This window comes from Microbacterium oxydans, from assembly GCF_006540085.1.
Taxonomy (GTDB): domain Bacteria; phylum Actinomycetota; class Actinomycetes; order Actinomycetales; family Microbacteriaceae; genus Microbacterium; species Microbacterium oxydans.
On the sequence record NZ_BJOG01000004.1, the window covers coordinates 297810 to 321788 of the forward strand.

General features: G+C 67.8%; 26 protein-coding genes and 1 tRNA gene. 21 read left to right on the forward strand and 6 right to left on the reverse strand.

Annotation, left to right across the window (positions count from 1 at the left end; translation table 11 throughout):
- Window positions 1-5: 5 nt before the first annotated feature.
- From dnaJ to MOX01_RS09410, 11 genes are all read left to right on the forward strand, one after another.
- Window positions 6-1121, forward strand: a complete 1116-nt coding sequence (gene dnaJ, locus MOX01_RS09360; RefSeq protein WP_061018470.1) for a molecular chaperone DnaJ — start codon at window positions 6-8, stop codon at window positions 1119-1121.
- Window positions 1122-1123: 2 nt separating this feature from the next.
- The gene (locus MOX01_RS09365) at window positions 1124-1852 is read left to right on the forward strand and encodes a 16S rRNA (uracil(1498)-N(3))-methyltransferase (protein ID WP_141369392.1); all 729 of its coding nucleotides are present in this window, start codon (window positions 1124-1126) and stop codon (window positions 1850-1852) included.
- 66 nt (window positions 1853-1918) lie between these two features.
- Window positions 1919-2269, forward strand: a complete 351-nt coding sequence (locus MOX01_RS09370) for an HIT domain-containing protein (RefSeq protein ID WP_046749197.1) — start codon at window positions 1919-1921, stop codon at window positions 2267-2269.
- A gap of 79 nt (window positions 2270-2348) precedes the next feature.
- Window positions 2349-3374 (forward strand): PhoH family protein, encoded by a 1026-nt coding sequence (locus MOX01_RS09375; RefSeq protein WP_227751189.1) that lies wholly within the window; start codon window positions 2349-2351, stop codon window positions 3372-3374.
- On the forward strand, window positions 3371-3829 hold the full coding sequence (gene ybeY / locus MOX01_RS09380; protein WP_017202321.1) for an rRNA maturation RNase YbeY: 459 nt from the start codon (window positions 3371-3373) through the stop codon (window positions 3827-3829). Before MOX01_RS09375 ends, ybeY begins: the two co-directional genes overlap by 4 nt.
- Complete coding sequence (locus MOX01_RS09385; protein ID WP_046749196.1) at window positions 3826-5121, forward strand: hemolysin family protein; 1296 nt, start codon at window positions 3826-3828, stop codon at window positions 5119-5121. Before ybeY ends, MOX01_RS09385 begins: the two co-directional genes overlap by 4 nt.
- Window positions 5114-6010, forward strand: a complete 897-nt coding sequence (gene era / locus MOX01_RS09390) for a GTPase Era (RefSeq protein WP_046749411.1) — start codon at window positions 5114-5116, stop codon at window positions 6008-6010. Before MOX01_RS09385 ends, era begins: the two co-directional genes overlap by 8 nt.
- Window positions 6011-6064: 54 nt before the next feature.
- Window positions 6065-6592 (forward strand): RNA polymerase sigma factor, encoded by a 528-nt coding sequence (locus MOX01_RS09395; RefSeq protein ID WP_113681134.1) that lies wholly within the window; start codon window positions 6065-6067, stop codon window positions 6590-6592.
- On the forward strand, window positions 6585-7565 hold the full coding sequence (locus MOX01_RS09400; RefSeq protein WP_058631378.1) for a hypothetical protein: 981 nt from the start codon (window positions 6585-6587) through the stop codon (window positions 7563-7565). The genes MOX01_RS09395 and MOX01_RS09400 overlap by 8 nt, the downstream gene beginning before the upstream one ends.
- Window positions 7562-8035, forward strand: a complete 474-nt coding sequence (locus MOX01_RS09405; RefSeq protein WP_141369393.1) for a hypothetical protein — start codon at window positions 7562-7564, stop codon at window positions 8033-8035. Before MOX01_RS09400 ends, MOX01_RS09405 begins: the two co-directional genes overlap by 4 nt.
- A gap of 13 nt (window positions 8036-8048) precedes the next feature.
- Window positions 8049-9002 carry an NADP-dependent oxidoreductase gene (locus MOX01_RS09410; protein WP_141369395.1) on the forward strand — a complete coding sequence of 318 codons (954 nt, stop codon included), beginning with the start codon at window positions 8049-8051 and terminating at the stop codon, window positions 9000-9002.
- Window position 9003: 1 nt separating this feature from the next.
- Here MOX01_RS09410 and MOX01_RS09415 read toward each other — a convergent pair whose 3' ends face one another.
- Entirely contained in the window at window positions 9004-9651 is a 648-nt protein-coding gene (locus MOX01_RS09415; protein ID WP_141369397.1) for a hypothetical protein, read from the reverse strand.
- A 193-nt stretch (window positions 9652-9844) separates the two neighbouring features.
- On the opposite strand from MOX01_RS09415, the gene leuA reads away from it, so the two are divergent.
- Window positions 9845-11599, forward strand: a complete 1755-nt coding sequence (leuA, locus tag MOX01_RS09420; RefSeq protein WP_046749191.1) for a 2-isopropylmalate synthase — start codon at window positions 9845-9847, stop codon at window positions 11597-11599.
- Window positions 11600-11671: 72 nt separating this feature from the next.
- Here leuA and MOX01_RS09425 read toward each other — a convergent pair whose 3' ends face one another.
- Entirely contained in the window at window positions 11672-12052 is a 381-nt protein-coding gene (locus MOX01_RS09425) for a VOC family protein (RefSeq protein ID WP_141369399.1), read from the reverse strand.
- A 66-nt stretch (window positions 12053-12118) separates the two neighbouring features.
- On the opposite strand from MOX01_RS09425, the gene MOX01_RS09430 reads away from it, so the two are divergent.
- The gene (locus MOX01_RS09430) at window positions 12119-12862 is read left to right on the forward strand and encodes a TetR/AcrR family transcriptional regulator C-terminal domain-containing protein (protein WP_141369401.1); all 744 of its coding nucleotides are present in this window, start codon (window positions 12119-12121) and stop codon (window positions 12860-12862) included.
- Between the two features lie 5 nt (window positions 12863-12867).
- On the opposite strand, the gene MOX01_RS09435 is transcribed toward MOX01_RS09430, so the two are convergent.
- Window positions 12868-13560, reverse strand: a complete 693-nt coding sequence (locus tag MOX01_RS09435; protein WP_046749188.1) for a trimeric intracellular cation channel family protein — start codon at window positions 13558-13560, stop codon at window positions 12868-12870.
- Between the two features lie 34 nt (window positions 13561-13594).
- Here MOX01_RS09435 and recO point away from each other — a divergent pair, with 34 nt between their 5' ends.
- Both recO and MOX01_RS09445 read left to right on the forward strand, forming a co-directional pair.
- Window positions 13595-14338, forward strand: a complete 744-nt coding sequence (recO, locus tag MOX01_RS09440) for a DNA repair protein RecO (RefSeq protein ID WP_141369403.1) — start codon at window positions 13595-13597, stop codon at window positions 14336-14338.
- Window positions 14335-15138, forward strand: coding sequence for an isoprenyl transferase (locus MOX01_RS09445; RefSeq protein WP_058631371.1), 804 nt, complete (start codon window positions 14335-14337; stop codon window positions 15136-15138). Before recO ends, MOX01_RS09445 begins: the two co-directional genes overlap by 4 nt.
- Here the strand turns inward: MOX01_RS09445 and MOX01_RS09450 are convergent.
- Window positions 15078-15689: a P-loop NTPase family protein gene (locus MOX01_RS09450; protein WP_061015340.1), complete on the reverse strand. Its 612-nt coding sequence runs from the start codon at window positions 15687-15689 to the stop codon at window positions 15078-15080. The genes MOX01_RS09445 and MOX01_RS09450 overlap by 61 nt on opposite strands.
- Before the next feature lie 69 nt (window positions 15690-15758).
- On the opposite strand from MOX01_RS09450, the gene MOX01_RS09455 reads away from it, so the two are divergent.
- Window positions 15759-16445: a DsbA family oxidoreductase gene (locus tag MOX01_RS09455; protein WP_058631369.1), complete on the forward strand. Its 687-nt coding sequence runs from the start codon at window positions 15759-15761 to the stop codon at window positions 16443-16445.
- 14 nt (window positions 16446-16459) lie between these two features.
- On the opposite strand, the gene MOX01_RS09460 is transcribed toward MOX01_RS09455, so the two are convergent.
- Window positions 16460-16954 (reverse strand): glutathione peroxidase, encoded by a 495-nt coding sequence (locus MOX01_RS09460; protein WP_046749183.1) that lies wholly within the window; start codon window positions 16952-16954, stop codon window positions 16460-16462.
- A gap of 59 nt (window positions 16955-17013) precedes the next feature.
- On the opposite strand from MOX01_RS09460, the gene dusB reads away from it, so the two are divergent.
- From dusB to MOX01_RS09485, 5 genes are all read left to right on the forward strand, one after another.
- Window positions 17014-18168 (forward strand): tRNA dihydrouridine synthase DusB, encoded by a 1155-nt coding sequence (dusB, locus tag MOX01_RS09465; RefSeq protein WP_061015339.1) that lies wholly within the window; start codon window positions 17014-17016, stop codon window positions 18166-18168.
- Window positions 18158-19543 (forward strand): deoxyguanosinetriphosphate triphosphohydrolase, encoded by a 1386-nt coding sequence (locus MOX01_RS09470; RefSeq protein ID WP_141369405.1) that lies wholly within the window; start codon window positions 18158-18160, stop codon window positions 19541-19543. Before dusB ends, MOX01_RS09470 begins: the two co-directional genes overlap by 11 nt.
- Window positions 19543-21402: a DNA primase gene (dnaG, locus tag MOX01_RS09475; protein WP_046749180.1), complete on the forward strand. Its 1860-nt coding sequence runs from the start codon at window positions 19543-19545 to the stop codon at window positions 21400-21402. Before MOX01_RS09470 ends, dnaG begins: the two co-directional genes overlap by 1 nt.
- Window positions 21403-21438: 36 nt before the next feature.
- Entirely contained in the window at window positions 21439-22212 is a 774-nt protein-coding gene (locus MOX01_RS09480) for an ATP-binding cassette domain-containing protein (RefSeq protein WP_141369407.1), read from the forward strand.
- A gap of 97 nt (window positions 22213-22309) precedes the next feature.
- Window positions 22310-22385: transfer RNA gene (locus MOX01_RS09485), tRNA-Asn, on the forward strand.
- 128 nt (window positions 22386-22513) lie between these two features.
- On the opposite strand, the gene MOX01_RS09490 is transcribed toward MOX01_RS09485, so the two are convergent.
- Window positions 22514-23950 carry an APC family permease gene (locus MOX01_RS09490; protein ID WP_141369409.1) on the reverse strand — a complete coding sequence of 479 codons (1437 nt, stop codon included), beginning with the start codon at window positions 23948-23950 and terminating at the stop codon, window positions 22514-22516.
- Window positions 23951-23979 lie beyond the last annotated feature (29 nt).

Genomic DNA, 23979 nt, shown 5'->3' on the forward strand with positions numbered 1-23979 from the left:
CGATTGTGGCGGACCACTATGAGGTTCTCGGGGTGTCCCGGGACGCTTCCACCGATGAGATCAAGAAGGCGTACCGACGCCTTGCCCGGCAGCTGCACCCGGATGTGAACCCCGGGGACGACGCTGCGGAGAAGTTCAAGCTCGTCACGCATGCGTACGACGTCCTCAGCGACGACGAGTCACGCCGGCGCTACGACATGGGCGGCGGAGACGGCGCCGCGGGGAACTTCGGCGGCTTCGGCGGTTTCGGCGACATCTTCGAGACGTTCTTCGGTGCTTCTCAAGGGGGAGGGCGCGGTGCGCGTCCGCGGTCGCGTCGGGAGCGGGGCCAGGACGCCCTCGTCCGGGTCACGCTCGACCTCGGCGACGTCGTGTTCGGGGCGCATCGGGACATCGAGGTCGACACCGCCGTGCTGTGCGAGACGTGTCAGGGGTCGTGCTGTCAGGAGGGCACCTCGCCGGTCACGTGCGACATCTGTGGCGGCTCCGGCCACGTACAGCGTCAGGTGCGCAGCCTGCTCGGCAACGTGGTCACCTCTCAGCCCTGCGGCACCTGCGAGGGCTACGGCACGACCATCCCGTATCCCTGCGGCACCTGCGGGGGGCAGGGTCGCGTGCGTTCGCGCAGAACGGTGTCGCTCGACATCCCCGCCGGTGTCGAGACGGGGCTCCGCCTGCAGCTTCCCGGTTCCGGTGAGGTCGGCAAGGCGGGCGGACCGAACGGTGACCTGTACGTCGAGGTGACCGTCAACCCGCACGCGGCGTTCAGCCGCGAGGGAGACGACCTGCTCGCGACCCTCGAGGTGTCGATGACCGACGCGATCCTCGGTACCGAGACCAAGATCCAGGCACTCGACGGCGAGGTCGACCTCGAGATCCGTCCCGGAGTGCAGTCCGGTGACGTGCTCACGATCAAGGGACGGGGAATCACCCCGCTCCGCGGCACGCAGCGCGGCGATCTGCGGGTCGGCGTCCAGGTGCTGACCCCGACTCGGCTGGACTCCGCGCAGCGTGCGCTGATCGAGGACTTCGCGAAGAAGGCGAAGTCCCCGGAGCCCCAGCTCGCCCAGTTCCAGCAGGGACTCTTCTCCAAGCTCCGCGACCGCTTCCGCAGCCACTGATCATGGCACTGCACTTCCTCGTCGAATCGTCGACGGATGCCCGAGTCGACGACCTGGTGTCGTTGACCGGAGCCGAAGCCAAGCACGCGGCCGTCGTCCGTCGTCTTCGCGTCGGCGAGGCTGTCACCGTCGGCGACGGCGCGGGCGTGTGGCTGACCGGTGTGGCAGAGGAGGTGTCTCCCTCCCGAGTGGAGGTCCGTGTCGCGGAGCGCATCGAGCACCCCGCTCCGACGCCTCGGGTCGTTCTGGTACAGGCGCTCGCGAAAGGAGACCGCGATGAGCTCGCCGTGCAGGCGGCGTGCGAACTCGGCGTCGACGAGATCGTCCCCTGGCAGGCGAGTCGTAGCGTCTCGCGGTGGGAGGGCCCGAAGGCGGTGAAGGGACGGGAGCGCTGGGCGACGATCGTCCGCGAGGCCGCCAAGCAAGCCCACCGCGCCTGGGTGCCCGCCGTCGCATCACCCGTCTCGACGGCTCAGCTCAGGGAGCGCGCGGCCTCGCAGCGCCTCGTGCTGCTCGACCCGACGGCGCCCACGCGACTGTCGGAGATCGAGCCGGACGGACGCGACCTGGTGCTCGTGGTCGGACCGGAAGGCGGGATCTCCGACGAGGAGCTGCGTCACCTGACGGAGGCGGGGGCAGAGCGTGTGCTCCTCGGCGAGACGGTGCTCCGTACCTCGACGGCGGGCCCGGCCGCGATCGCCGTGCTGTCGGTGGCACTCGGTCGATGGTGACCCCGCCCGACCGGCACGGGACGGGCCCGAGGTCGTCGTCACGCTCCGGTCAGTAGACTTGACGGTATGACGGAACCCTCGATCTTCACGCGCATTCTGAACGGGGAGATCCCTGCCGACATCATCGGCGAGACCGACCGGCTGTTCGCGCTGCGCGACATCGCCCCGCAGGCGCCCGTGCATCTGCTCGTGGTGCCGAAGTCGGCAGAGTATCGAGATGTCGTCGAGGTCGCGGCCGCAGATCCCTCTCTGCTCGCCGAGATGGTCGCTTTCGCGGGCGAGCTCGCGGCGGAGCACACGGAGGACGGCGACTTCCGCCTCGTCTTCAACACCGGCGCGAACGCCGGACAGACCGTTTTCCACGTCCACGCACACGTGCTGGCCGGCGGATTGACTGAGAAGAGTGTCGGTGCCTGAGAACCACGAGCCCCAGGAGCGGAGTCTGGGCGGCCGGCCTCCCGAGGCGGTCGAGAAGATCTACGCGGACGGCGTCGCCATGGTGCAGCTGCTCGGACCGCAGGACCGGCTGCTGCGGATGCTGGAGCGTGAGCACCGCGATGTGCAGGTGCTCGTCCGTGGCAACGAGATCACACTCAGCGGTGGCACCGATGCGGTCGCGAAGGCGAGGGCGCTGGTCGAGGAGCTGCTCGCCATGACGAAGGCCGGGCAGGACCTGGCACCGAGCGACGTGTCCAGTTCCGCGCGGATGCTGCGCCAGGAAGGAGGACCGCGCCCCAGCGAGGTTCTCGGCGAGGCGATCCTGACCACGCGCGGCAAGGTGATCCGTCCGAAGACCCTCGGGCAGAAGGAGTACGTGGACGCGATCGAGGAGAACACGATCGTGTTCGGCATCGGTCCGGCCGGTACGGGCAAGACCTACCTCGCGATGGCCAAGGCCGTCCAGGCGCTCCAGCGCAAGGAGGTCACCAGGATCATCCTCACGCGCCCCGCGGTCGAAGCGGGAGAGCGGCTCGGCTTCCTCCCCGGCACGCTCACCGACAAGATCGATCCATACCTCCGCCCGCTGTACGACGCTCTCAACGAGATGATGGACCCCGAGATCGTCCCTCGCCTGATGGCGACCGGCACGATCGAGGTGGCACCCCTCGCCTACATGCGCGGGCGCACCCTCAACGACTCGTTCGTCGTCCTCGACGAGGCTCAGAACACCACGCCGGAACAGATGAAGATGTTCCTCACGCGTCTCGGTTTCGGCACGCGGATGGTCGTCACGGGCGATATCACGCAGGTCGACCTTCCGCAGGGGTCGTCGGGGCTCCGCCTGGTGACCCGAGTGCTCGACGGCATCGACGACATCCATTTCTCCCGTCTCACCAGCGACGACGTGGTACGGCACTCGCTGGTCGGACGCATCGTCGACGCGTACAGCGAGTACGACGAGAAGCGCACCGCAGCGCGATTCGAGCGCGAGCAGGCGGCGGAGTTCGCCAACCGTGCCGATCGCCGGGGAGCACAACGACCTGGACCGCGTGATCGCGCCCCGAAACGAGGACTCTCATGATCGAGATCAACAACGAGTCGGCCATCGACGTCGACGAGACCGTGCTGCAGCGACTGACCGATTTCAATCTCGCGCAGCTGCACGTCAGCCCTGACGCCGAGGTGGCCATCGTCCTCGTCGACGAGGGCGCCATGGAGGCGCTTCACGTGCAGTGGATGGACGAGCCCGGCCCCACCGACGTGCTGAGCTTCCCGATGGATGAGCTGCGCCCCGGGACCGAAGACCGTCCGACCGCCCCCGGCCTGCTCGGCGACATCGTGCTCTGCCCCCAGGTGGCCGAGACGCAGGCGCAGGCGGCAGGACACACCCTGATGGATGAGCTCATCCTGCTCACGACCCACGGTCTGCTCCACCTCCTCGGCTTCGATCACGCCGAGCCCGACGAGGAGCGTGAGATGTTCGGACTGCAGAAGGAGCTGATCCAGGGTTTCGCGGCTGCTGAACGCCGACGATGACTGCTGTTCTCCTCCTGATCGCCGCCGTGCTGCTGGTGGCGTTCGGCGGTCTCATGGCCGCGATCGATGCGGCGTACGGGGTGACCTCGCGTGCCGGACTCGCCGACATGGCGACCGAGGGCCGCAGGGCCAGGGCACTGGAGCGTATCGCCTCAGATCTCGACGCTCACGTGAACGCGGTGGCGTTCATCCGCGTCCTCGCAGAGGTGACGGCAGCCGTGCTCGTGACGGTCGCCTTCACAATCCTGATCGAGAACAACTGGTGGGCGATGCTCGCCGCCGCGGTGCTCATGACGGCGATCACCTTCGTGCTCGTGGGGGCGAGCCCGCGGTCGTTCGGGCGTCAGCACGCCGAGGGCATGATCCGCGGCACCGCGTCGATCGTGCGCGGGCTCCGCATCATCCTCGGCCCCCTCGCGCAAGGCCTGGTCCTGCTGGGAAACCGGGTCACCCCCGGCACGGGGCGCAGCTCCTTCACCAGCGAGGATCAGCTGCTGAGCATGGTCGACGAGGCAGCGTCGAACGATCTCATCGAAGAGGACGACCGCGACCTCATCCACTCCGTCTTCGACTTCACCGACCAGTTCGTCCGCGCCGTGATGGTGCCGCGCACCGAGATGGTGACGGTCGATGCCACGGCGACCACCGACGAGGCGATGGCACTCTTCCTGAACCGCGGCGTGTCCCGGATGCCCGTCGTCGACGACGAGGCCGATGACGTGGTGGGAGTGCTGTACCTCAAGGATCTCGTGCAGTTCGCCTACCGCGACGACAGTGCGTGGCGCGCGGCGTCGATCCGTCCGATCGCGAGGCCGGCGACCTTCGTCCCCGAATCGATGCGAGCGGAGACCCTCCTGCAGCAGATGAAGCGCGATGCCGTGCACGTCTGTCTGGTGATCGATGAGCACGGCGGGATCTCGGGTCTCGTGACTCTCGAGGACCTCATCGAGGAACTCGTCGGCGAGATCTCCGACGAGTACGATCAGGTATCGGCGGAGTTCGTCGATCTCGGTCACGGACGATATCGCGTGAGTGCTCGCCTCTCGCTCGAAGACGTCGGCGATCTGTTCGGGCTCGAGCTCGAGGACGAGGACGTGGATTCGATCGGCGGTCTGCTCGGGAAGGCGCTGGGACAGGTTCCCCAGCCCGGCGCCACGGCGACCGTGGAAGGTCTGGTGCTCACCGGCGGTGCATCGCGGGGGCGTGGACGAGGTATCGCGACGGTGTTCGTGGAACGTGCGGCGGGGGAACCCGACGCTTCGCAGGATGAAGGAGATCGAGACGATGACTGACGACACCCGAAGCGGTTTCGTGACCTTCGTCGGCCGCCCCAACGTCGGGAAGTCGACGCTCACGAACGCCCTCGTCGGCGAGAAGATCGCGATCACGAGCGAGAAGCCGCAGACGACACGTCGCGCTATCCGCGGCATCGTCAATCGCCCGGAGGGGCAGCTGGTCATCGTGGACACCCCGGGGATCCACAAGCCGCGCACGCTGCTCGGCGAGCGGCTGAACGACCTCGTGGAGCAGGTGCTGGGCGACGTCGACGTCATCGGATTCTGCGTTCCTGCGAATGAGAAGGTGGGCCCGGGGGACAGGCGGATCGCGGCATCCCTCGACGGGTACCCGCGCGCGAAGAAGATCGCGATCGTGACCAAGATGGATGCGGCCGGCCGTGACGAGGTCACGGAGCGTTTGCTGGAGGTCGATTCGCTGCGCGAGGACTGGGCCGCGGTCGTCCCGCTGTCCGCCCTCACCCGCGAGCAGCTCGACGTGTTGTCGGACGAGATCCTGACGCTGATGCCGAAGGGGCCCGCGCTGTACCCGGAGGGCATCACGACCGACGAGTCGCAGGAGGACCGGATCGCCGAGATGATCCGCGAGGCCGCTCTCGAGGGCGTGCGCGACGAGCTTCCGCATTCGATCGCCGTCGTCATCGACGACATCGCGCCGAGGGAGGGCACCGACCTCACCGACGTGCACGCATCCATCGTCGTGGAGCGTGACAGCCAGAAGGCGATCATCATCGGGCATAAGGGCAAGCGTCTCAGCGAGGTGGGCGCGCGAGCGCGTGCGGGCATCGAGGAACTGCTGGGGACGCGCGTCTTCCTCGGGTTGCATGTGAAGGTCGCGAAGGAGTGGCAGCGCGACCCGAAACAGCTCGGCAGACTCGGGTTCTGAGATGACATCCGGCACTACGTCGATGGCGGCGGGAAGGCCGCCGACCCCGACGACATGAGCGGCCGCAGCGAAGACCCGAATCCGCTGCGCGACGAGGTCTTCAGCCGGGTGTTCGACGAACACTGGGCAGCCGTTCGACACCACATCGAGGGCGTGGTCGGCGCCGAGGCCGAGGTCACCGAGATCGTCTCTGAGGTCTTCCTGCTCGCCTGGACGAAGCTGCGCCCTGCCCGTCCGCCGAGTCGGGTCTGGCTTCTGCGGGCAGCTGATCGGCGACTGGGTGCCCGCTCCGGTCGTACGTCAGCACCGCACGGTGTGTTCGATGCCGTGCGTCTCGGCGTCTCCGGCGAGGAAGGTGAACCCGATCCTGTCGGCAGGGTGGCGGTCATGCGGGCTTTGGCTGTCCTCACTCCCCGCCAGAGGCGTATCATCATGCTCACGTACTGGGACGGACTCACGGTGGGGGAGATCGCGGAGTTGTCGCGCACTTCCGAGTTCCGGGTGCGGAAGTCGCTGGGACGTGCGCGGGAACGCCTGCGTGCGGAGCTGGGTCTGGAGGGGCTGATAACGGGTGATGATTGACGATGCCGTACTCGAACGGATGCTGATCGACGCCGATCCCGCACCGACGCCGCGTGAGGCGGCACCCGATGCCCTGGCTCTCGCGACCAGGGATCGTATCCTCCGCACGAGTGCGGCGCCTCGCAGGAGACGTCGGCGGGCGATCGGCTGGGCCTCCGGGCTGACGGCGGTCGCCGCATCCACCGCCCTGGCCTTCGCCGTCTTCTCGCCCCAGGGCGCCGCGGTGGCCGGGATGCCATCGCCTCTCGACTTCGAAGGCTCGACCACGGTCGCGCAGACGGTGGATGACGCGGACGCGGCTCTCGCCGGTCCGACCGGACCCGCAGCGCCGGAGCGCGCCGTGCGGACCGCCTTCTGGGGGTTCTCGGTCGAGGTCGAGGCGAAGGTCAGCAAGGTCGTCCCGCAGCTCTCCACGCTCACGTGGGAACCGGACGGCTCGGGCCGGATGACGATCGTCGCCGGCGTCCCCTACGATCCGGAGGACGCGGTGGCGAGCAACGCCGCCGAGGTGACCAGCAGTGGGGAGGTCGTCACCGACCTCGTCATGGCGCCGGGCGATTTCTACACCCCCTGGACGGACGTGCCGGGCGAGACGCGTCAGGACATGATCGCCATCCTCCGTGCCTTCGGCATGCCTGAGAACCCGACGGCGTACGACGTCGAGGTGGCTTTCACGTCGGTCCTCGACCAGTGGACGCTGACGAACGCGCAGCACCGCGAGCTGCTCGCGCTCCTCGAGGAGGCGCAGGGCGGGGAAGCGCTCGGGATGACGAAGGACCGTCTGGGGCGGGAAGTGAACGGCGTCAGGGTCATATCGCCGGATGGCGCCGCCAGCGATCTGATCCTGGTCTCCCGTGACACCGGCAGGATCGTGGGCGTCGAACGCACCGTGTTGATCGCAGACGACGTCTTCGCCGCCGGTTCGATCATCTCGTATCAGATGTGGGACCTCGATGAGGAGGAGATCAGATGAGGCGGAGGGTTATCGTCGCTGCGACGATGCTGAGCGCAATACTGCTTCTCAGTGCGGCACCGGCGCAGGCTGCTTTGGAGGGCGACGACGCTGTCGCTCCCGAGATCATCGCGATGCTCGAGGAAGTGCCCGGCGGTGTGATCATCGATTCGACGCATGCGGCGTGGCCCGCGCTCGGCATGGAACTCGCGATCGGGACCATCGCGCTCCGGTCGGCGCTTTCGGTCGGGAGCTGTGCGACCGATCGGTTCTGCGCCTACAGCGCCGGGTCGCTCGGCGGCAACAAGCTCACGTTCAGCGTGTGCAGCGTCAACACGATTCCCTCCACGTTCATCGCGAAGTCGGTCGCCAATGCGCGGAGCTCCGGCCACGTGCAGGCGCGAAACGGCAGCACCACGGTCACCACCGTCAACGCGGGAAGCTGGGCGAACCTCGCAGGCACGGTCAACAACCTCCGCTGCGTCCTCTGAGCAGGTCCGAGCGATGACGGTGGTGGTCTCTCGAGCGCGGCACTGGGTCGCCGCGGGGTGGGGTTCGCCCGACCTCTGGGAGTTCGTCGAGCACGACATTCCGGCTCCGGAGCACGGCATGGTCACCATTCGCGTCCTCGCCGCCGGGGTGAACCCCGCTGATGCGAAACATGTCGCTGCTGCCCGACCGGGCGTCGAGCTGCCGGTGCCGATCGGGTATGAGGTCTCGGGAGAGGTCTCGGCCATCGGCCAGGGTACCCGCATCGGTTCGGGCGCTGTCGACATCGGCGACGAGGTCATCGCCTTCCGCGTGCGAGGCGGCTATGCGACCGCGGTCACCGTCCCGGCTGAGAAGGTCTTCGCGAAGCCCTCCACCCTGACGCATCCGGAGGCGGCGAACCTGCTCCTCGTGGGTACGACTGCCGCGGAGATGCTCGCCGTCACCGGTGCGGCGCCGGGGGAGACGATCCTGCTCCACGGTGCCTCCGGTGCTGTCGGTGCGAGCGTGCTGCAGCAGGCACGCCTGCGGGGCATACGCGTCATCGGAACGGCGAGCGAGTCCCGGTTCGACGAGGTGCGACGATTCGGAGGGCTCCCGGTGCGCTACGGTTCGGGGCTCGCCGCACGTGTGCGCGCTCTGGCGGACGGGCCGATCGCTGCGGCATTGGACGCCGTGGGGACGCACGAAGCGGTGGATGCATCGCTCGAACTGGTAGGCGATCGTCGGCGGATCGTGACCATCGCCGCGGCTGACCGCGCGACGGCCGACGGCATCCTCGCCATCGCCGGCTCCATGGCCGAGAGCGCACGTTTCCGGGATGAGGTCCGCAGCGAGTTGATCGCTCTGGCGCAGAACGGCGATCTCGTCGTTCCCCTGGCCCGCACGTTTCCGCTCTCCGAGGCACGCGCGGCCCACCGACTTCTCGCCACGGGTCACCCCGGAGGCAAGCTCGCGTTGATCCCGTAGCTCAGTCGATCTCCCGAAGCGCTGAGGTCACGATCACGACGCCGTCACCGTACTCCGCGTCAGCGGCCTCCTGGATGGCACCGTCATCCCACGTGACGCTGAGCCGGACGTAGCCGCGGTCCGTGCTGACGGTGAGCGCCTCTCCACCGAGACGGGTGGCGATGTCGTCCTGGATCCTCGTGAGCTCGTCGGCCGGTGTGGTGCCGTCGACGCCGCCCGTCGGATCCTCCGCTGGGATCGGGTCGAACAACGCGAGCATGATCGGTGGATCGGTGTTGGTGAGCCGTTCACCGTCGTAGGTCGCGTAGACGGCGTAGGCGCCCCAGGTGGTCTCTCCGCTGGACTCGTTGCCCTCGAGTCCGGCCCAGGACCAGCCGGCGAGAGGCACTCCGCTGCACTGGGGCGGATGCGATTCCATGATCGCTCGCAGACACAGCTGTACCTCGCCCGCCACATCGAGCACCGTGCCCACGCCGATCACGCGCCCTTCCGGGAGGCCAGGCCGGACGTCTTCGAGCCCCTGCCCTGATGGTGCAGACGTGCTCGTCGGCGCCGCGGAGCCTCCGGGCCCGGAGGTGCAGGCGCTCAGGAGCAGGAGGCTGAAGACGGAGGCGACGGCGAGGGTCAGGCGACGCGGCGATGTGCTCATATCGGGGAGTGTCGACAGCGAAGGAAACGTCTCACACCCGTCGAATCGGCGGAGTCAACCCTGCTAGCATGACCACATGCCTTTCGGCGGTCTGCTTCTTCTTAGCTGCCGCGACGAGTCCTAAAGCTAGGGCCTTCCTCGTCGCGGCGCTTGTGTTGGCCCGTTTACCCTGACGAAGAGAAGAAGCCCCATCATGCAGAACACTCAGCGCCCGTCCGCGATGCCGATCCACAAGTACCGGCCGTTCCACGAGCAGATCACCGTCCAGCTGCCTGACCGCACCTGGCCCGATGCCCGCATCACCGAGGCGCCCCGCTGGTGCGCGGTCGACCTCCGCGACGGCAACCAGGCGCTCATCGACCCGATGTCGCCCGAGCGCAAGCGCGTCATGTTCGAGCTGCTCGTCAGCATGGGGTACAAGGAGATCGAGGTCGGCTTCCCCTCGGCGAGCCAGACCGACTTCGACTTCGTGCGTCAGCTCATCGAGGAGAACCTCATCCCCGACGATGTCACGATCCAGGTCCTGACGCAGGCGCGCGAGCATCTGATCGCCCGCACCTATGAGGCGATCGCGGGAGCGAAGCAGGCCATCGTGCACCTGTACAACTCCACGAGCGTGCTGCAGCGCGAGGTGGTCTTCCGCACCGACAAGCAGGGCATCATCGACATCGCACTCGAGGGCGCCCGGCTGTGCCGGGAGTTCGAGAAGACGATCCCCGACACGAAGGTGTACTACGAGTACTCGCCCGAGAGCTACACGGGGACCGAGCTCGAGTTCGCCGTGGACATCTGCAACCAGGTGATCGAGGTCTTCGAGCCCACGCCCGACCGCAAGGTCATCATCAACCTCCCGGCGACCGTCGAGATGGCATCGCCGAACGTGTATGCCGACTCGATCGAGTGGATGAGCCGCAACCTCGCGCACCGCGAGAACGTGATTCTGTCGCTGCACCCGCACAACGACCGCGGCACCGCGATCGCGGCCGCCGAGCTCGGATACATGGCCGGAGCCGACCGTATCGAAGGCTGCCTGTTCGGCAACGGTGAACGCACCGGCAACGTCGACCTCGTCGCGCTGGGGATCAACATGTTCACGCAGGGCATCGACCCGCAGATCGACTTCAGCGACATCGACCAGGTCAAGCGCACGGTCGAGTACTGCAACCAGCTGCCGGTGCCCGAGCGCAGCCCGTGGGCGGGTGACCTCGTCTTCACGGCATTCAGCGGCTCCCACCAGGACGCGATCAAGAAGGGGTTCGAGGCCATGGCGGCCAAGGCCGAGGCGCAGGGCGTCACGGTGGACGAGATCGAGTGGGCGGTGCCGTACCTGCCCATCGACCCGAAGGACCTCGGTCGCTCCTATGAGGCCGTGATCCGCGTGAACTCGCAGTCCGGCAAGGGTGGCGTCGCCTACCTGCTCAAGGCCGACCACGCGATCGATCTGCCCCGCAAGCTGCAGATCGAGTTCTCCGGAGTCGTGCAGGCCAAGACGGATGCCGAGGGCGGCGAGGTCACCAGCGAGCAGATCTGGTCGATCTTCAACGACGAGTATCTCCCCGCGGCCGACACCGCAGCCAAGTGGGGGCGCTTCGAACTGCTCGCGACCCAGACCCGGAGCGACATGTCGGGCGACGTGGCACTTGACGTGGTGCTCCGCGACGACGATCAGCAAGTGTCCGTCACGGGCAACGGCAACGGTCCGGTCGCGGCGTTCGTCGAGGTGTTGCGTGGACAGGGCTTCGACATCACGGTCTACGACTACGTCGAGCACGCTCTCAGCGCCGGCGGAGACGCGCAGGCCGCGGCCTACGTCGAGCTGCAGGTCGGCGACCAGCGCCTGTGGGGTGTAGGCATCGACGGAGACATCTCCACCGCATCGCTCAAGGCGATCGTCTCGGGTGTGAACCGTTCGATCCGCACGCGTCAGCAGGAGCTGGCAACCGTCTGATCCCGGTTCGAATCGCGCGATCGGTCGTGTCCGTCGACAGGAGGGGACCGATCGCGCGATTCGAGGTAGAGGTCAGTCCACCCACTGCACCAGCTGCCAGATGAGGCCGTTGGGGTCGGCGAACTGACCACAGCGCTCGCCCCAGGGTTCAGTCTCCGGAGGGGTGACCACACGAGCGCCTGCGTCGGCGATGCGGGTGAACTCCCGGTCGATATCGTCGACGACGAAGACGATCAGGGTGCCCTGACCGGCGGAGCCGGCGATCTCTTGTGGGCGGAACGTCGAGAGCCCGGTCTGGAGGAAGATCATGTTCGGGACGGGCCCCGGGTGCTGCAACGAGACGAAGCCGTCCGCGGACATCGCCTCCTCGAAGCCGAAGTGCGTCGTGGCGAAGGCGGCGGAGGCCGCCACGTCGGGGACGTTGAACGAGAGGGCGGTCTGAGTGATGTTCACGGTTCTCCATTCCAAAAGTCTGTACAGTGTACAAGGTTAAGGCGGAAGCGGTCTAGGCTATTCCCGATGGCCAAGAATCTCGTCGATCTGCTCTGGCGGCACAGCCCCGCGGCTCCCGTGACCCGCCAGCGCGGGCCGAAGGCACGTCACTCGGCGGATGACGTCGTGGATCGTGCCGTCGCACTGGCTGACGCCGACGGCCTCGGCGCGGTGACGATCCGCTCGCTGGCGCAGTCCCTCGACCTCACCCCGATGTCGATCTACACGCACGTCAACAGCCGTGCCGACCTGCTCGTGCTGATGGCGGATGCGATGCACGCCAGTCTTCGCAGTGAGCCCGCGGAGGCCTCGGGCTGGCGTGCGGCGGTCCGGGCGGTCGCCGAGGACAACCTGCGCCTCCTCCGCGCTCATCCATGGCTCATCGACATTCACGATCCCCGTGTCGCATTCGGCCCTGGCACCATCGCCAAGTACGACCGGGAACTCCATGCTTTCGACGACCTCGGTCTCAGCGACGTGGAGCGTGACGCGGCGCTGAGCTTCGTGCTGGACTTCACTCTCGCTGCGGCGGCTCGGATGCGCGAGGAGCAGCGCGCAGCGGCGTTCGCGGCATCGTGGGCAGAGGCCGCACCGCGTCTGGCGGCCTACCTCGGTGAGGAGATGCCGCTCGCCAGGTCGGTGGGTCAGTCTGCGGGGGAAGCCATGGGCGTTCCCTACGACGCTCGAACGGCGTGGGACTTCGGTCTCGAGCGAGTGATCGACGGACTCGCCGGCATGGTACGCGGCGCGGACCGCCTCCGCGGCACCTGAACCGGTCAGTCCTGAGGCTTCACGATCGCGATCGCGCCGGTCTCCGCGGCGACCTTACGGCGGTAGAGACGGCGCTGCTCCGGGAGCGAGACATCGAACGTCACCGCGAGGATCCGGATCACGGCCGTCACGACGATGCCGATGACCGCCGCGAGGGGAATCGGCATCCCGAGTGCGACGGCGATCACGATGAACGTGCACCCCGCTCCGGCAGCGACCGCGTACAGCGAGCCGACGTGCATGATCGCGGTCGGCAGGCCCATCAGCATGTCGCGGAGCACGCTTCCTCCGACCGCGGCACAGACGCCGATGAAGACCGCCGGCACCTCGGGAATCCCGAAGGCGAGGGCCTTGCTCGTGCCGAAGGCGCCGAACATGCCGATCACCACGGCATCGAGGACGACGATGGCGGTGTTCAGGCGGGTGAAGAGCCCGGCGAGCAGCATGCCCAGAAGCGCGGCGCCGGCCGCAGTGACCAGGTACCACTGATTCTGCAGCGTGGCGGGGGTCTGCCCGAGCAGGATGTCGCGGATCAGACCACCGCCCATCCCGATCATGATGCCGATGATGGCCACCCCGAGCCAGTCGAGCCGTCTCTGACCCTGAAAACCCGATGCGAACATCGCGCCCTGGACTCCGCCGAGGCCGACGCCGAGCAGGTCCGCCCAGAGCGGAATGATGAAGAGCGGTTCGGTCACCCGTTCATTCTCGCGCACGGAGGATAATCGAAGGGTGCCCACCTATCGAGACGAAGCGGTGATCCTGCGCACCCACAAACTCGGTGAGGCGGATCGCATCGTCACGATGCTGTCGAGACGGCACGGCAAGGTCCGCGCGGTGGCGAAGGGAGTGCGCCGGACGTCGTCCAAGTTCGGCGCCAGGCTCGAGCCGTTCATGGTCGCCGACGTGCAGCTGTACCAGGGCCGCTCGCTCGACATCGTGCAGCAGGCCGAGTCCCTCGGCTCTTACGGCACCGACATCGCCGCACACTACGACCGCTTCACCGCGGCCAACGCCATGGTGGAGACGGCGGACCGTCTGAGCGACGCGGAGGCCACTCCCGATCAGTACCTGCTGCTCGTCGGCGGGCTGCGGGCGTTGTCGCGGGGAGAGCACGTCGCACGGAGCATCCTCGACTCGTACCTGCTGCGGGTGATGTCGCTGTCGGGTTGGGCGCCATCGCTCGACGAGTGCGCCCGCTGCGGCACCCCAGGGCCGCACTCGCGATTCGTCGCTCAGCTCGGTGGGCTCGTCTGCCAGAACTGCTCCCCGGCAGGCAGCCCGCGTGTCGCAGAGAAGACCCTGGCGTTGCTCCGTTCGCTCATCGCGGGGGAGTGGGACGTGATCGACGCAGCGGCGCCGGCCGACACCGCCGCAGCCTCGGGACTTGTCTCCGCGTACGCCCAATGGCACCTGGAGCGCGGCATCCGCTCCCTCTCCCATGTGTCAGACATCACTTCAGAAGGAGCACGGTGAGCCCGAAGCCCTATACGCACAAGGACGCCGTCCCCTATCGACCGCTGGACTGGACAGGTTCGTACCCGCCCGCGTTCCGGGCCGTGCCCGAGCACGTGGCGATCGTCATGGACGGCAACGGCCGGTGGGCGAACCGCCGGGGACTCAACCGCATCGAGGGGCACAAGGCGGGGGAGGAGGTCTTGCTCGACGTGGTCGCCGGCGCGATCCAGGCGGGGGTCAAGCACCTCTCGGTGTACGCCTTCTCGACCGAGAACTGGGCGCGTTCGCCGGAAGAGGTCCGCTTCCTCATGGGTTACAACCGCGACGTCCTGCACCGCCGTCGCGATCAGCTCAACGAATGGGGCGTGCGCATCCGCTGGGCCGGCCGCAAGCCGCGCCTGTGGGGCAGCGTCATCAAGGAGTTGCAGCACGCTGAGCGACTGACCCGCGACAATGACGTGCTCACGCTCACGATGTGCGTCAACTACGGCGGCAGGGTCGAACTCGTGGATGCCATGCGGGCGATCGCCGACGATGTCGCGGCAGGGCGCGTGAAGCCCAAGGCGATCACCGAGAAGATGATCCGCCGCCATCTGTACGTCCCCGACATGCCGGACGTCGATCTGTTCCTGCGCAGCTCGGGCGAACAACGTACCTCGAACTTCCTGCTGTGGCAGTCGGCATACGCCGAGATGGTCTTCCTCGACACGCTCTGGCCCGATTTCTCGCGCGAGGAGCTGTGGCGGGCGATCGGGATCTACCTGTCGCGCGACCGTCGCTTCGGCGGTGCGATCGACGTTCCCGACGCCTCTGCCTGAGCACGCAGCCACCGTCTCGTCTCCCGCGGATGACGGAGACGGACGATCGTGAGGTGCGGGAAGCGCTCCTGCAACGCGGGGAAGCGCTCCGTCCACTTGTGAAGTGTCGCTGCCTGCCACGCGAGGATGTTCTCCTCCGGATCACGGCGGAACATGGTCCACGGCCCCTTCTCGCGGTTGCCGTTCCAGAGCTCGAGCCGCAGCACGCCTCGAGCCAGCGTGCGCCGGATCAGGCGGCCTCGCACCACGCGGTACGGGTAGTCGAGCCAGATCGCGAGCTGTGCGCGCGGGGGGAGGATGTCGTCCGTTCCCTTGCTCGTGTACTGCCACTCGGTGATCCAGTGCTCCTCCGCTGCGAAGGCCCGCACGTCGTCGAGGAACTCGGGGCGCGGCGTCCACTCGGGGCCGTGGAACAGGCCGTCGATCTCCACATGGCGCAGGTTCCACAGGCGGGCCAGCCGTCGGGCGAGCGTGGTCTTGCCGGATCCTGAGACGCCGGCGACGAGCACGCGCTCGGGGACGGAGGGCAGCGGGTCTTCGGCGGAGAGCATCCGAGAATCCTATCCGCGGCTCGGATCGGGTTCGGAATAGCCCGTAGGTGCATGCGGTTGCATAACAGTGTGACTGAACCCATCTCCATCGACATCTGGTCCGACATCGCCTGCCCCTGGTGCTACATCGGCAAGCGCAACCTCGAGAAGGGGCTCGAAGCGGTCGCGGCCGACGAGGACGCACCGCAGGTCAACATCACCTTCCACTCGTTCGAGCTCTCGCCCGACACCCCCGTCGACTTCGACGGTGACGAGATCGACTTCCTCGCAGGCCACAAGGGCATGCCGCGCGAGCAGGTCGAGCAGATGCTCTCGAACGTGACGGGTGTGGCGGCGAACGCCGGCCTCGAGTACCGGTTCGATCTGCTGCAGCACACGAACACGGTGAAGGCGCACGAGCTGCTGCACTTCGCCAAGGCAGAGGGGCTGCAGCACGAGATGGAAGAGCGGCTCATGTCCGCCTACTTCACCGAGGGCAAGCACGTCGGTCGCATCGATGATCTCGTCGAGCTGGCTGTCGAGGTCGGGCTGGACGCAGACCGTGCCCGCGCAGCACTCGAGAGCGAGCAGTACCTGCCCGCCGTGCGTCAGGACCAGGCGCAGGCCCGCGCCTACGGGATTCAGGGCGTGCCGTTCTTCGTCGTCGACGGCCAGTACGGCATCAGCGGCGCGCAACCGCCCGCGGCGTTCGAGAACGTTCTCCGCGACCTCTGGTCCAAGCGCGGAGAGGCCGAGCCGGAGACCGCGGCCGTCTGACGGGCCGGCGCGCTCTAGCGGGTCAGCGCCGCTTCGATCGCACTGACGATCTCGGGGGCGTCCGGCTTCTGCTTCGGCCGGAAGCGCAGGACGTCCCCGTCCGGCAGCACGAGGAACTTCTCGAAGTTCCATTCCACGCGCCCGGCTTTGCCACCGGCGTCGGGAGTCTCCTTGAGCGCCTTGTACAGCTCGGCGGCGTTCTTGCCGTTGACCTTGACCTTGTCGTTGACGGGGAAGGTGACGCCGTAGGTCGTCGAGCAGAACTCGAGGATGTCGTCGACAGAGCCGGGCTCCTGACCGAAGAACTGATTGCAGGGGAAGCCGACGACGGTGAATCCGCGATCGCCGTACAGACGCTGCAGTTCCTCCAGCTGCTCGTACTGCGGCGTCAGCCCGCACTTGGATGCGACGTTGACCACGAGCACCACATCGGCGCCCAGATCGTCGAGCGTCTTCTCCTCGCCCTTCGCGTCGGTGAACGGGATGGTGCGGAGCGAGGATTCGGTCATATGCACAGCTTAGATCGCCGCATCCCTCCGGGCTCCGCGTCTGGGAGAATGGACAGGACATGACTCTCGCCACCGCCCCCGCCCGCCCTCTTCGCATCGGCCCGATCGATCTCGACGTGCCGGTCGTCCTCGCACCCATGGCGGGGATCACCAACACCGCCTTCCGACGTCTGTGTCGCGAGTACGGCGCCGGGCTCTACGTGAGCGAGATGATCACCTCGCGGGCGCTCGTCGAACGCAACGAGACCACGATGCGACTCATCCGGCATCACGAGTCCGAGACGCCGCGGTCCATCCAGCTCTACGGCGTCGACCCGAAGACCATCGCGGAGGCCGTGCGCATCATCGTCGCCGAGGATCACGCCGACCACATCGACCTCAACTTCGGGTGCCCGGTGCCGAAGGTCACCCGTCGCGGCGGGGGAGCGGCGCTGCCGTGGAAGTCGAAGCTGTTCGCCGACATCGTCGACCAGGCGGTGAAAGCCGCCGGCGACATCCCTCTCACCGTGAAGATGCGCAAAGGCATCGACAAGGATCACCTCACGTTCCTCGATGCAGGGCGTGCGGCCGAAGACGCCGGGGCCGCCGCCGTGGCGCTGCATGCCAGGACTGCCGGCGAGTACTACTCCGGGTTCGCGGACTGGAACGCGATCGGCGAGCTGAAGCAGGCGGTCACGAGCATCCCGGTGCTGGGGAACGGCGACATCTGGTCGGCCGACGATGCGGTGCGCATGATGGCGCAGACCGACTGCGACGGAGTGGTGGTCGGGCGCGGCTGCCTCGGACGCCCTTGGCTGTTCGGCGAGTTGGCGACCGCGTTCGGCGGGGAGGGGAAGACGGTCGACGCGACGCTCGGCTTCGTCGCTGACGCCTTCCGCCGCCACGCCGAGCTCCTCGTCGAGTTCTTCGAGGATGAGGATCGCGGATGCCGTGACATCCGCAAGCACGTCTCCTGGTACTTCAAGGGCTACCCGGTCGGGGGCGACATCCGCACCGGACTCGCCACGGCGTCCAGCCTCGCCGAGATCGACGACCTCCTCGGCCGGCTCGATCACACGGCACCGTATCCCGGTGCGGACGCCGAGGGGCAGCGCGGGCGGGCAGGACACCCGAAGCGCACGGCCCTGCCGGACAAGTGGTTGGAGTCGCGGGAGATCGCATCCGACACCTCGGAGATGATGCGTGGAGCGGAGATCGAGAACAGTGGCGGTTGACCCCCAGTCAGGCCTGCGCGCCGACGGCTACGACGCGCGAGATGCCGAACGATTCTTCGCCGAGACCCATCGATCCGAGCGCAACGACTTCGCTCGTGATCGTGCCCGCGTCCTGCACTCCGCGGCGCTGCGCCGACTCGCCGCCAAGACGCAGGTGCTCAGCCCTGCCAGCACCGCGGATTTCGCCCGCAACCGTCTGACGCATTCCCTCGAGGTCGCTCAGGTCGGGCGCGAGCTCGCTGTCGCACTGGACGTGTCGGCCGATGTCGTCGACACCGCGTGCCTCAGCCACGACCTGGGGCATCCTCCCTTCGGTCACAACGGCGAGCGGGCACTGAACGAGTGGGCAGAGCCCATCGGGGGGTTCGAGGGGAACGCCCAGTCCCTGCGCATCCTGTCCCGACTCGAGGCGAAGGTGCTCGACGACAGCGACCGCTCGGTCGGCCTGAACCTGACCCGCGCCAGCCTCGACGCGACGTGCAAGTACCCGTGGACGGTCGACAGCCCGGTCCCCGATCCCGGTGGGCGTCTGAAGTTCGGCGTGTACCCCGAGGATGAAGCCGTGTTCCGTTGGATGCGCGAAGGCGCTCCTGGTCGACTCCGGTGCATCGAGGCCGAGATCATGGACCTCTCGGACGACATCGCCTACTCCGTCCACGACTTCGAGGATGCGATCGTCAACGGCTACGTCGACGTCGCCCAGCTCGCCGACCCCGCTCAGCACGACGCACTCGTCGGGCGTATCCAGCAGTGGGTCGGGTACGACTTCACGCGTGACGAGCTCGCCGACGCGCTCTACCGTCTGGCGTCGCAGCCGATGTGGCTCTCCTCGTTCGACCGTTCCCGTCAGGCTCTCGCGCGGCTCAAGAACCTCACGAGTGACCTGATCGGACGTTTCGCCCGTGCTTCGGTCTCCGCCACCAGGGAGGCGTACGGTACGAAGGCGCTGGTCCGGTACAACGCCCATGTCATCGTCCCGCGGGTGATCGAGGTGGAGATCGCCGTGTTGAAGGGCATCATGGGCCAGGCCATCGTCACGATCGAAGCCCGCAAGGGCGTCTACAAGGAGCAGCGGCGCGTGCTGAAGAGGCTCGCCGATGCCCTCTGGTCGACCGATGCGCTGTGGTCCGCGGGTTCCGATGTGCTCGAGCCCGCGTTCGCCGCCGACTTCATCGCGGCGGAGACCGACGCCCAGCGCGCCAGAGTCGTCGTGGATCAGATCGCGAGCCTCACCGATCAGAGCGCCATCGACTGGCACAACCGTCTCGTCGGGGAGATCGACCCGGCCGAGGTGGGGATCTGGACTCCCCGTCACGCCCGCCCCGGTGCGCGGCCGCACACCGAGCGCGTTCCCGTCGCGGAAAGAGCGCACTGATGCCGCGGATCCGTCAGGCCGATGTCGATGAGGTGAAGGCGCGCACGAACATCGCCGACATCATCGGCGAGCGCGTGGCGCTGAAGCCCGCCGGAGTCGGATCCCTCAAGGGCCTGTGCCCGTTCCACGACGAGAAGAGCCCGAGTTTCCATGTCCGGCAGCAGGTGGGGTACTACCACTGCTTCGGATGCGGGGAGTCCGGAGACGTGTACTCCTTCCTCCGGGAGATGGACCACGTCAGCTTCACGGAGGCGGTGGAGCGTCTCGCCGGCCGCATCGGGTACACGCTGCACTACGAGGACGGCGGAGCCGCCCCCGAGACGAGTGGGCGGAGTCGGCTGTATGCAGCCAACACCGCAGCCGCGGAGTTCTTCCGCGCGCAGTTGCTCACCCCGGACGCCGAGGCAGGACGTCGCTTCCTCGGGGAGCGCGGGTTCGATGCAGGTGCTGCAGCGCATTTCGGAGTCGGCTTCGCCCCGCGTGGCTGGGACGGCATGCTGAAGGCGCTCACCGCGCAGGGGTTCACCCGCGAGGAGCTCAGCAACGCCGGCCTCGTCTCGACCGGACAGCGCGGTGTCTACGACAGATTCCGCGGGCGTCTCGTGTGGCCGATCAGGGACGTGTCGGGGCAGACGATCGGCTTCGGCGCCCGCAAGCTGTTCGACGACGACCAGGGGCCGAAGTACCTGAACACCCCGGAGACGCCGATCTACAAGAAGGCGCAGGTGTTGTACGGGCTCGACCTCGCCAAGCGCGACATCGCCAGAGGCGACCCACGCCGGGTCGTGGTGGTCGAGGGCTACACCGATGTGATGGCCTGCCATCTCGCGGGGCTCACGACGGCGATCGCCACATGCGGTACGGCGTTCGGCACCGAGCACATCAAGGTGCTGCGCCGCGTGATGGGTGATGACAACGCCTCAGGCGAGGTGGTCTTCACCTTCGACGGTGATGAAGCCGGTCAGAAGGCGGCCCTGCGTGCCTTTACCGAGGATGACCGATTCAACGCGCAGACCTTCGTCGCGGTCGCGCCCGACGGTATGGATCCGTGTGACCTGCGACTCCGGCGAGGAGATGCCGCGGTTCGGGGGCTGATGGACACCAAGCAGCCGATGTTCGAGTTCGCGATCGACCGCAAACTCGGCGGCTTCGACCTCTCCACGGTGGAAGGGCGCGTCGGTGCATTGCGGGCGGCCGCTCCCATCGTGGCGGAGATCCGCGATCAGCTTCTTCGCCCGGGATACGAACGCGTACTGGCCCGGCGGCTCGGGATGGACCCCACCGAAGTGCGCAGTGAGGTCGAACGCGCCGCTCGCGGAGCCTCGACCCCGCAGCAGCCGCGTCGGGAGGCCCCGCAGATCGACTCGGTCACGGGGGCTCCCCTCGTCGCCCCGGTGACGCTGGCGAGTCTGCCGCGCAGCCCCGACGTCGCGGTCGAACGCGACGCGCTGATGGGTGCGCTCCAGTACGGACACCAGGTCGATCAGGCGCTGCTCAACCGGGCGTTGGAGGCACCCTTCCGGACTCCAGGGCTGGACGCCGTGCGTGAGGCGGTTGCGGCGGCTCCGGACCGCACCAGGGCCGGCTGGGTGACCGAGGCCGTGAACGGCGTGCGTGAACCCTACCGCTCCCTCGCGGGGGAGCTGTTGATGACGCCGTTCCCCGAGCGGACGGAGGAGCGGGCCGTCGCCACTGTGGCCGACCTCGCCCGCAGGCTCGTGCTCCGGCAGCTCGAGCACGAGAAGCAGGAGCTCCTCGGTGCGGTGCAACGCGTGCCTGCCGATTCCGATGGTGGTCGCGCGCTGCGGATGCGCCTGCGCGACATCGACGCAGAGCGTCAGCGCTTCGCCGAGTCGTAACGGGGAGCGGGGGCCGGCAGGCGGCAGGATGGAGTCATGTCCCGCAGGCCCGAATCAACGAACGCGATCGACTGCTCCGATCTGGTGATCGACCGCATCGGCCACGGGATGCCGACGCGCGCGGTCGACGGTGTCACGTTCTCGCTGGCGCCCGGTGGGCTCATCTGCGTCGCCGGACCCACGGGCTCAGGAAAGTCGACGTTGGTCGCCGCCCTTGCCGGCTCCACCGACCCCTCGGTCAAGGTCGTCGGAGGCAGCGCCCAGGTCTGCGGCGTCGATGTGCGCCGTCCCGGTCGCAAACACCGCATCCTCACCTATCGCACCGGCTTCGTTCCGCAGGGCGCCGGGGCAGACCTGCCGCCTCGGCTCACCGTGAACGAGGTGATCGCGGAGCCGATCCTCATCCGGGAGCGCCGGGTGAACACCAAGGCCCTCTCGATCCGCGTGGCCATGCTGCTCGACGAGCTGCACCTGCCGCTCGGGACCGCGTCGAAGTTCCCCTACGAACTCAGCGCCGGCATGCGCCAGCGTGTGGCCATCGCGCGGTCGTTCGTGCTCGAGCCGAAGGTGCTCATCGCCGACGAGGTGCTCGCGAACCTCGACCTCGAGGTGCGTCCGGTGGTCTTCGACGCGATCACCCGCCGTCGCAGGGAGCAGTCGATGGCGGCCCTCCTCGTGACCAACGACGCCGACTTCATCCGCGAACTGAACGCCGAGACCCTCATGCTCCGCAGTGGGCATGTCGTGGCCCGCGGAGTCGGCAAGGACCTGCTCTGGGTGCCGAACGCGGAGTCGGACTCACGGCACTGACCCCGACACGCCCGGCATCCCGGAACCGTGCCGCCGTGTCGTGAACACCTCCGGGAGTTTGCTAAGCTTGACGAGTTGCCCGCTCAGCGGCGCACATTCCTCGGTAGCTCAATTGGCAGAGCAGCCGGCTGTTAACCGGCAGGTTCTTGGTTCGAGTCCAAGCCGGGGAGCCAATCGGAAAAGCCCCCTCCACGGAGGGGGCTTTTCTCGTTCTCCGGCGGGCCGAGAGATCCTGTCGAGTCCAGACTCGACAGAAGGAGCCCCTCCGTGGGGAGAGGCTCCTTCGATCGGCGGTGTCGGGTCAGCCGACGCCCTCCATCGCGCTCGTCTCGGTGTTGCCGATGCGGGCGATGACGTCGGGACGACGTCGGGCGAGGTAGGCGTACCGGGTGAGCGCCAGGGCGACCGTCACCAGGAACACGTAGGGGATCACGTTGTACGGGAACGCCGGCACCGGCCACACGTTCGCGAAGAAGACGTAGCCCATGGTGCCGACCGCGACGGTCGCGCACACCTTCACGAGACCGTTGCGCATCTTCGCCCGCTGCGTGTAGACCACGCAGGCGATCGCCACGAGGGCGTAGGCGACCATGTAGCCGTAGGTGCCCCAGGTGTTCACCCACACGAGGATCTCGCCGGTCGCCGCTCCCGAGAGCAGCAGCACGATGTCGACCGCGACGGCCGCCGCTCCGGCGATGATCAGGACGCGATGAGGTGTGAGGTGCTGCTCGTGCGTGCGTCCGAAGCGCTCGGCGACGACGCCCTCTTTGCCCATCACGTAGACGATGCGGCCGATCACGTTGAGGGGTGCGACCACGACGGCGAAGAACGACGCGGAGACGCCGAAGGTGAGCACGGCGGCGAACCAGCCGGGCATCCCGATCAGGGCCGACATGCTCTCCAGCGGGCTGGAGGCGGTGGCGAGATCGTCACCGAGCACGGTGATCTGCGTGTAGGCGGCGAAGACGTAGAGCACGCCGACGCCGAGAGCGCTCCACATGATCGCGCGGGGGATCGCCTTGTACGGCTCCTTGGCCTCTCGCCCGAGGGCATCGGCGGAGGAGAAACCCACGAAACCGAGGATGCCGAGCACCATGCCGGACGCGATTCCCTGGAACGACGATCCTGTCGCGAGCACCTGCGCGGGGTCCCAGGCGGCGGGACCCGCCCAGACCAGCGCCGTGATCAGGAGCACGAGGATGATGCCGACGGACACGAGCTCGAGGACGAGCGACACCCGCGCGGACAGGCGGATGCCGCGGATGGTGAACAGCGTCGCCAGGCCGCCGAGCACGATTGCGAGGCCGATGTCCCAGCCGAGTCCCTGGGCGGGGAGTCCCAGCATGCTGAGGAACTGCGCCATGTAGCTCACGGACCCGCTGAGGGAGGCCGCCGCGATGCCGAAGCAGCCGATCAGCAGTGTCACACCAGCGAGGAACGCGCCGAACGGGCCGAGGCCCTTGGACACGTACGTGTACAGCGACCCGGCGGAGGCGTGCTTGCGGGCGAACACCACCACGCAGTATCCGACGCACAGGATCACGATGGTGGCGAGGGCGAAGGCGTAGATGGTGCCGTTGCCCGCACCGAGGAAGATGGCCGCCGCCGTGAAGGCGATGACGGCGCTGGGAGCGATGTTGGCGATGGCCTGGGCGGCGAGCTCTGGTCCGCTCATGACGCCGGTGCGAAGACCGGCATCCCGGGGGACGCCAGGCGGGGCGACGACGGTGTCTGACATGGTTCTCCTGGATTCGGGTTTCAGGGTCG

Excerpts from the sequence above, each read along its gene's own strand:
- MOX01_RS09385 (WP_046749196.1), top strand. The coding sequence starts at position 3,826 with ATGACTGCTGTTCTCCTCCTGATCGCCGCCGTGCTGCTGGTGGCGTTC.
- MOX01_RS09450 (WP_061015340.1), bottom strand. The coding sequence starts at position 15,689 with ATGCTCTCCGCCGAAGACCCGCTGCCCTCCGTCCCCGAGCGCGTGCTC.
- MOX01_RS09365 (WP_141369392.1), top strand. The coding sequence starts at position 1,124 with ATGGCACTGCACTTCCTCGTCGAATCGTCGACGGATGCCCGAGTCGAC.
- MOX01_RS09405 (WP_141369393.1), top strand. The coding sequence starts at position 7,562 with ATGAGGCGGAGGGTTATCGTCGCTGCGACGATGCTGAGCGCAATACTG.
- MOX01_RS09490 (WP_141369409.1), bottom strand. The coding sequence starts at position 23,950 with ATGTCAGACACCGTCGTCGCCCCGCCTGGCGTCCCCCGGGATGCCGGT.
- dnaG (WP_046749180.1), top strand. The coding sequence starts at position 19,543 with ATGCCGCGGATCCGTCAGGCCGATGTCGATGAGGTGAAGGCGCGCACG.
- MOX01_RS09400 (WP_058631378.1), top strand. The coding sequence starts at position 6,585 with ATGATTGACGATGCCGTACTCGAACGGATGCTGATCGACGCCGATCCC.
- ybeY (WP_017202321.1), top strand. The coding sequence starts at position 3,371 with ATGATCGAGATCAACAACGAGTCGGCCATCGACGTCGACGAGACCGTG.
- MOX01_RS09430 (WP_141369401.1), top strand. The coding sequence starts at position 12,119 with ATGGCCAAGAATCTCGTCGATCTGCTCTGGCGGCACAGCCCCGCGGCT.
- dusB (WP_061015339.1), top strand. The coding sequence starts at position 17,014 with ATGACTCTCGCCACCGCCCCCGCCCGCCCTCTTCGCATCGGCCCGATC.
- MOX01_RS09460 (WP_046749183.1), bottom strand. The coding sequence starts at position 16,954 with ATGACCGAATCCTCGCTCCGCACCATCCCGTTCACCGACGCGAAGGGC.
- leuA (WP_046749191.1), top strand. The coding sequence starts at position 9,845 with ATGCAGAACACTCAGCGCCCGTCCGCGATGCCGATCCACAAGTACCGG.
- MOX01_RS09375 (WP_227751189.1), top strand. The coding sequence starts at position 2,349 with ATGGTGCAGCTGCTCGGACCGCAGGACCGGCTGCTGCGGATGCTGGAG.
- era (WP_046749411.1), top strand. The coding sequence starts at position 5,114 with ATGACTGACGACACCCGAAGCGGTTTCGTGACCTTCGTCGGCCGCCCC.
- MOX01_RS09410 (WP_141369395.1), top strand. The coding sequence starts at position 8,049 with ATGACGGTGGTGGTCTCTCGAGCGCGGCACTGGGTCGCCGCGGGGTGG.
- MOX01_RS09370 (WP_046749197.1), top strand. The coding sequence starts at position 1,919 with ATGACGGAACCCTCGATCTTCACGCGCATTCTGAACGGGGAGATCCCT.
- MOX01_RS09415 (WP_141369397.1), bottom strand. The coding sequence starts at position 9,651 with ATGAGCACATCGCCGCGTCGCCTGACCCTCGCCGTCGCCTCCGTCTTC.
- MOX01_RS09480 (WP_141369407.1), top strand. The coding sequence starts at position 21,439 with ATGTCCCGCAGGCCCGAATCAACGAACGCGATCGACTGCTCCGATCTG.
- MOX01_RS09395 (WP_113681134.1), top strand. The coding sequence starts at position 6,065 with ATGAGCGGCCGCAGCGAAGACCCGAATCCGCTGCGCGACGAGGTCTTC.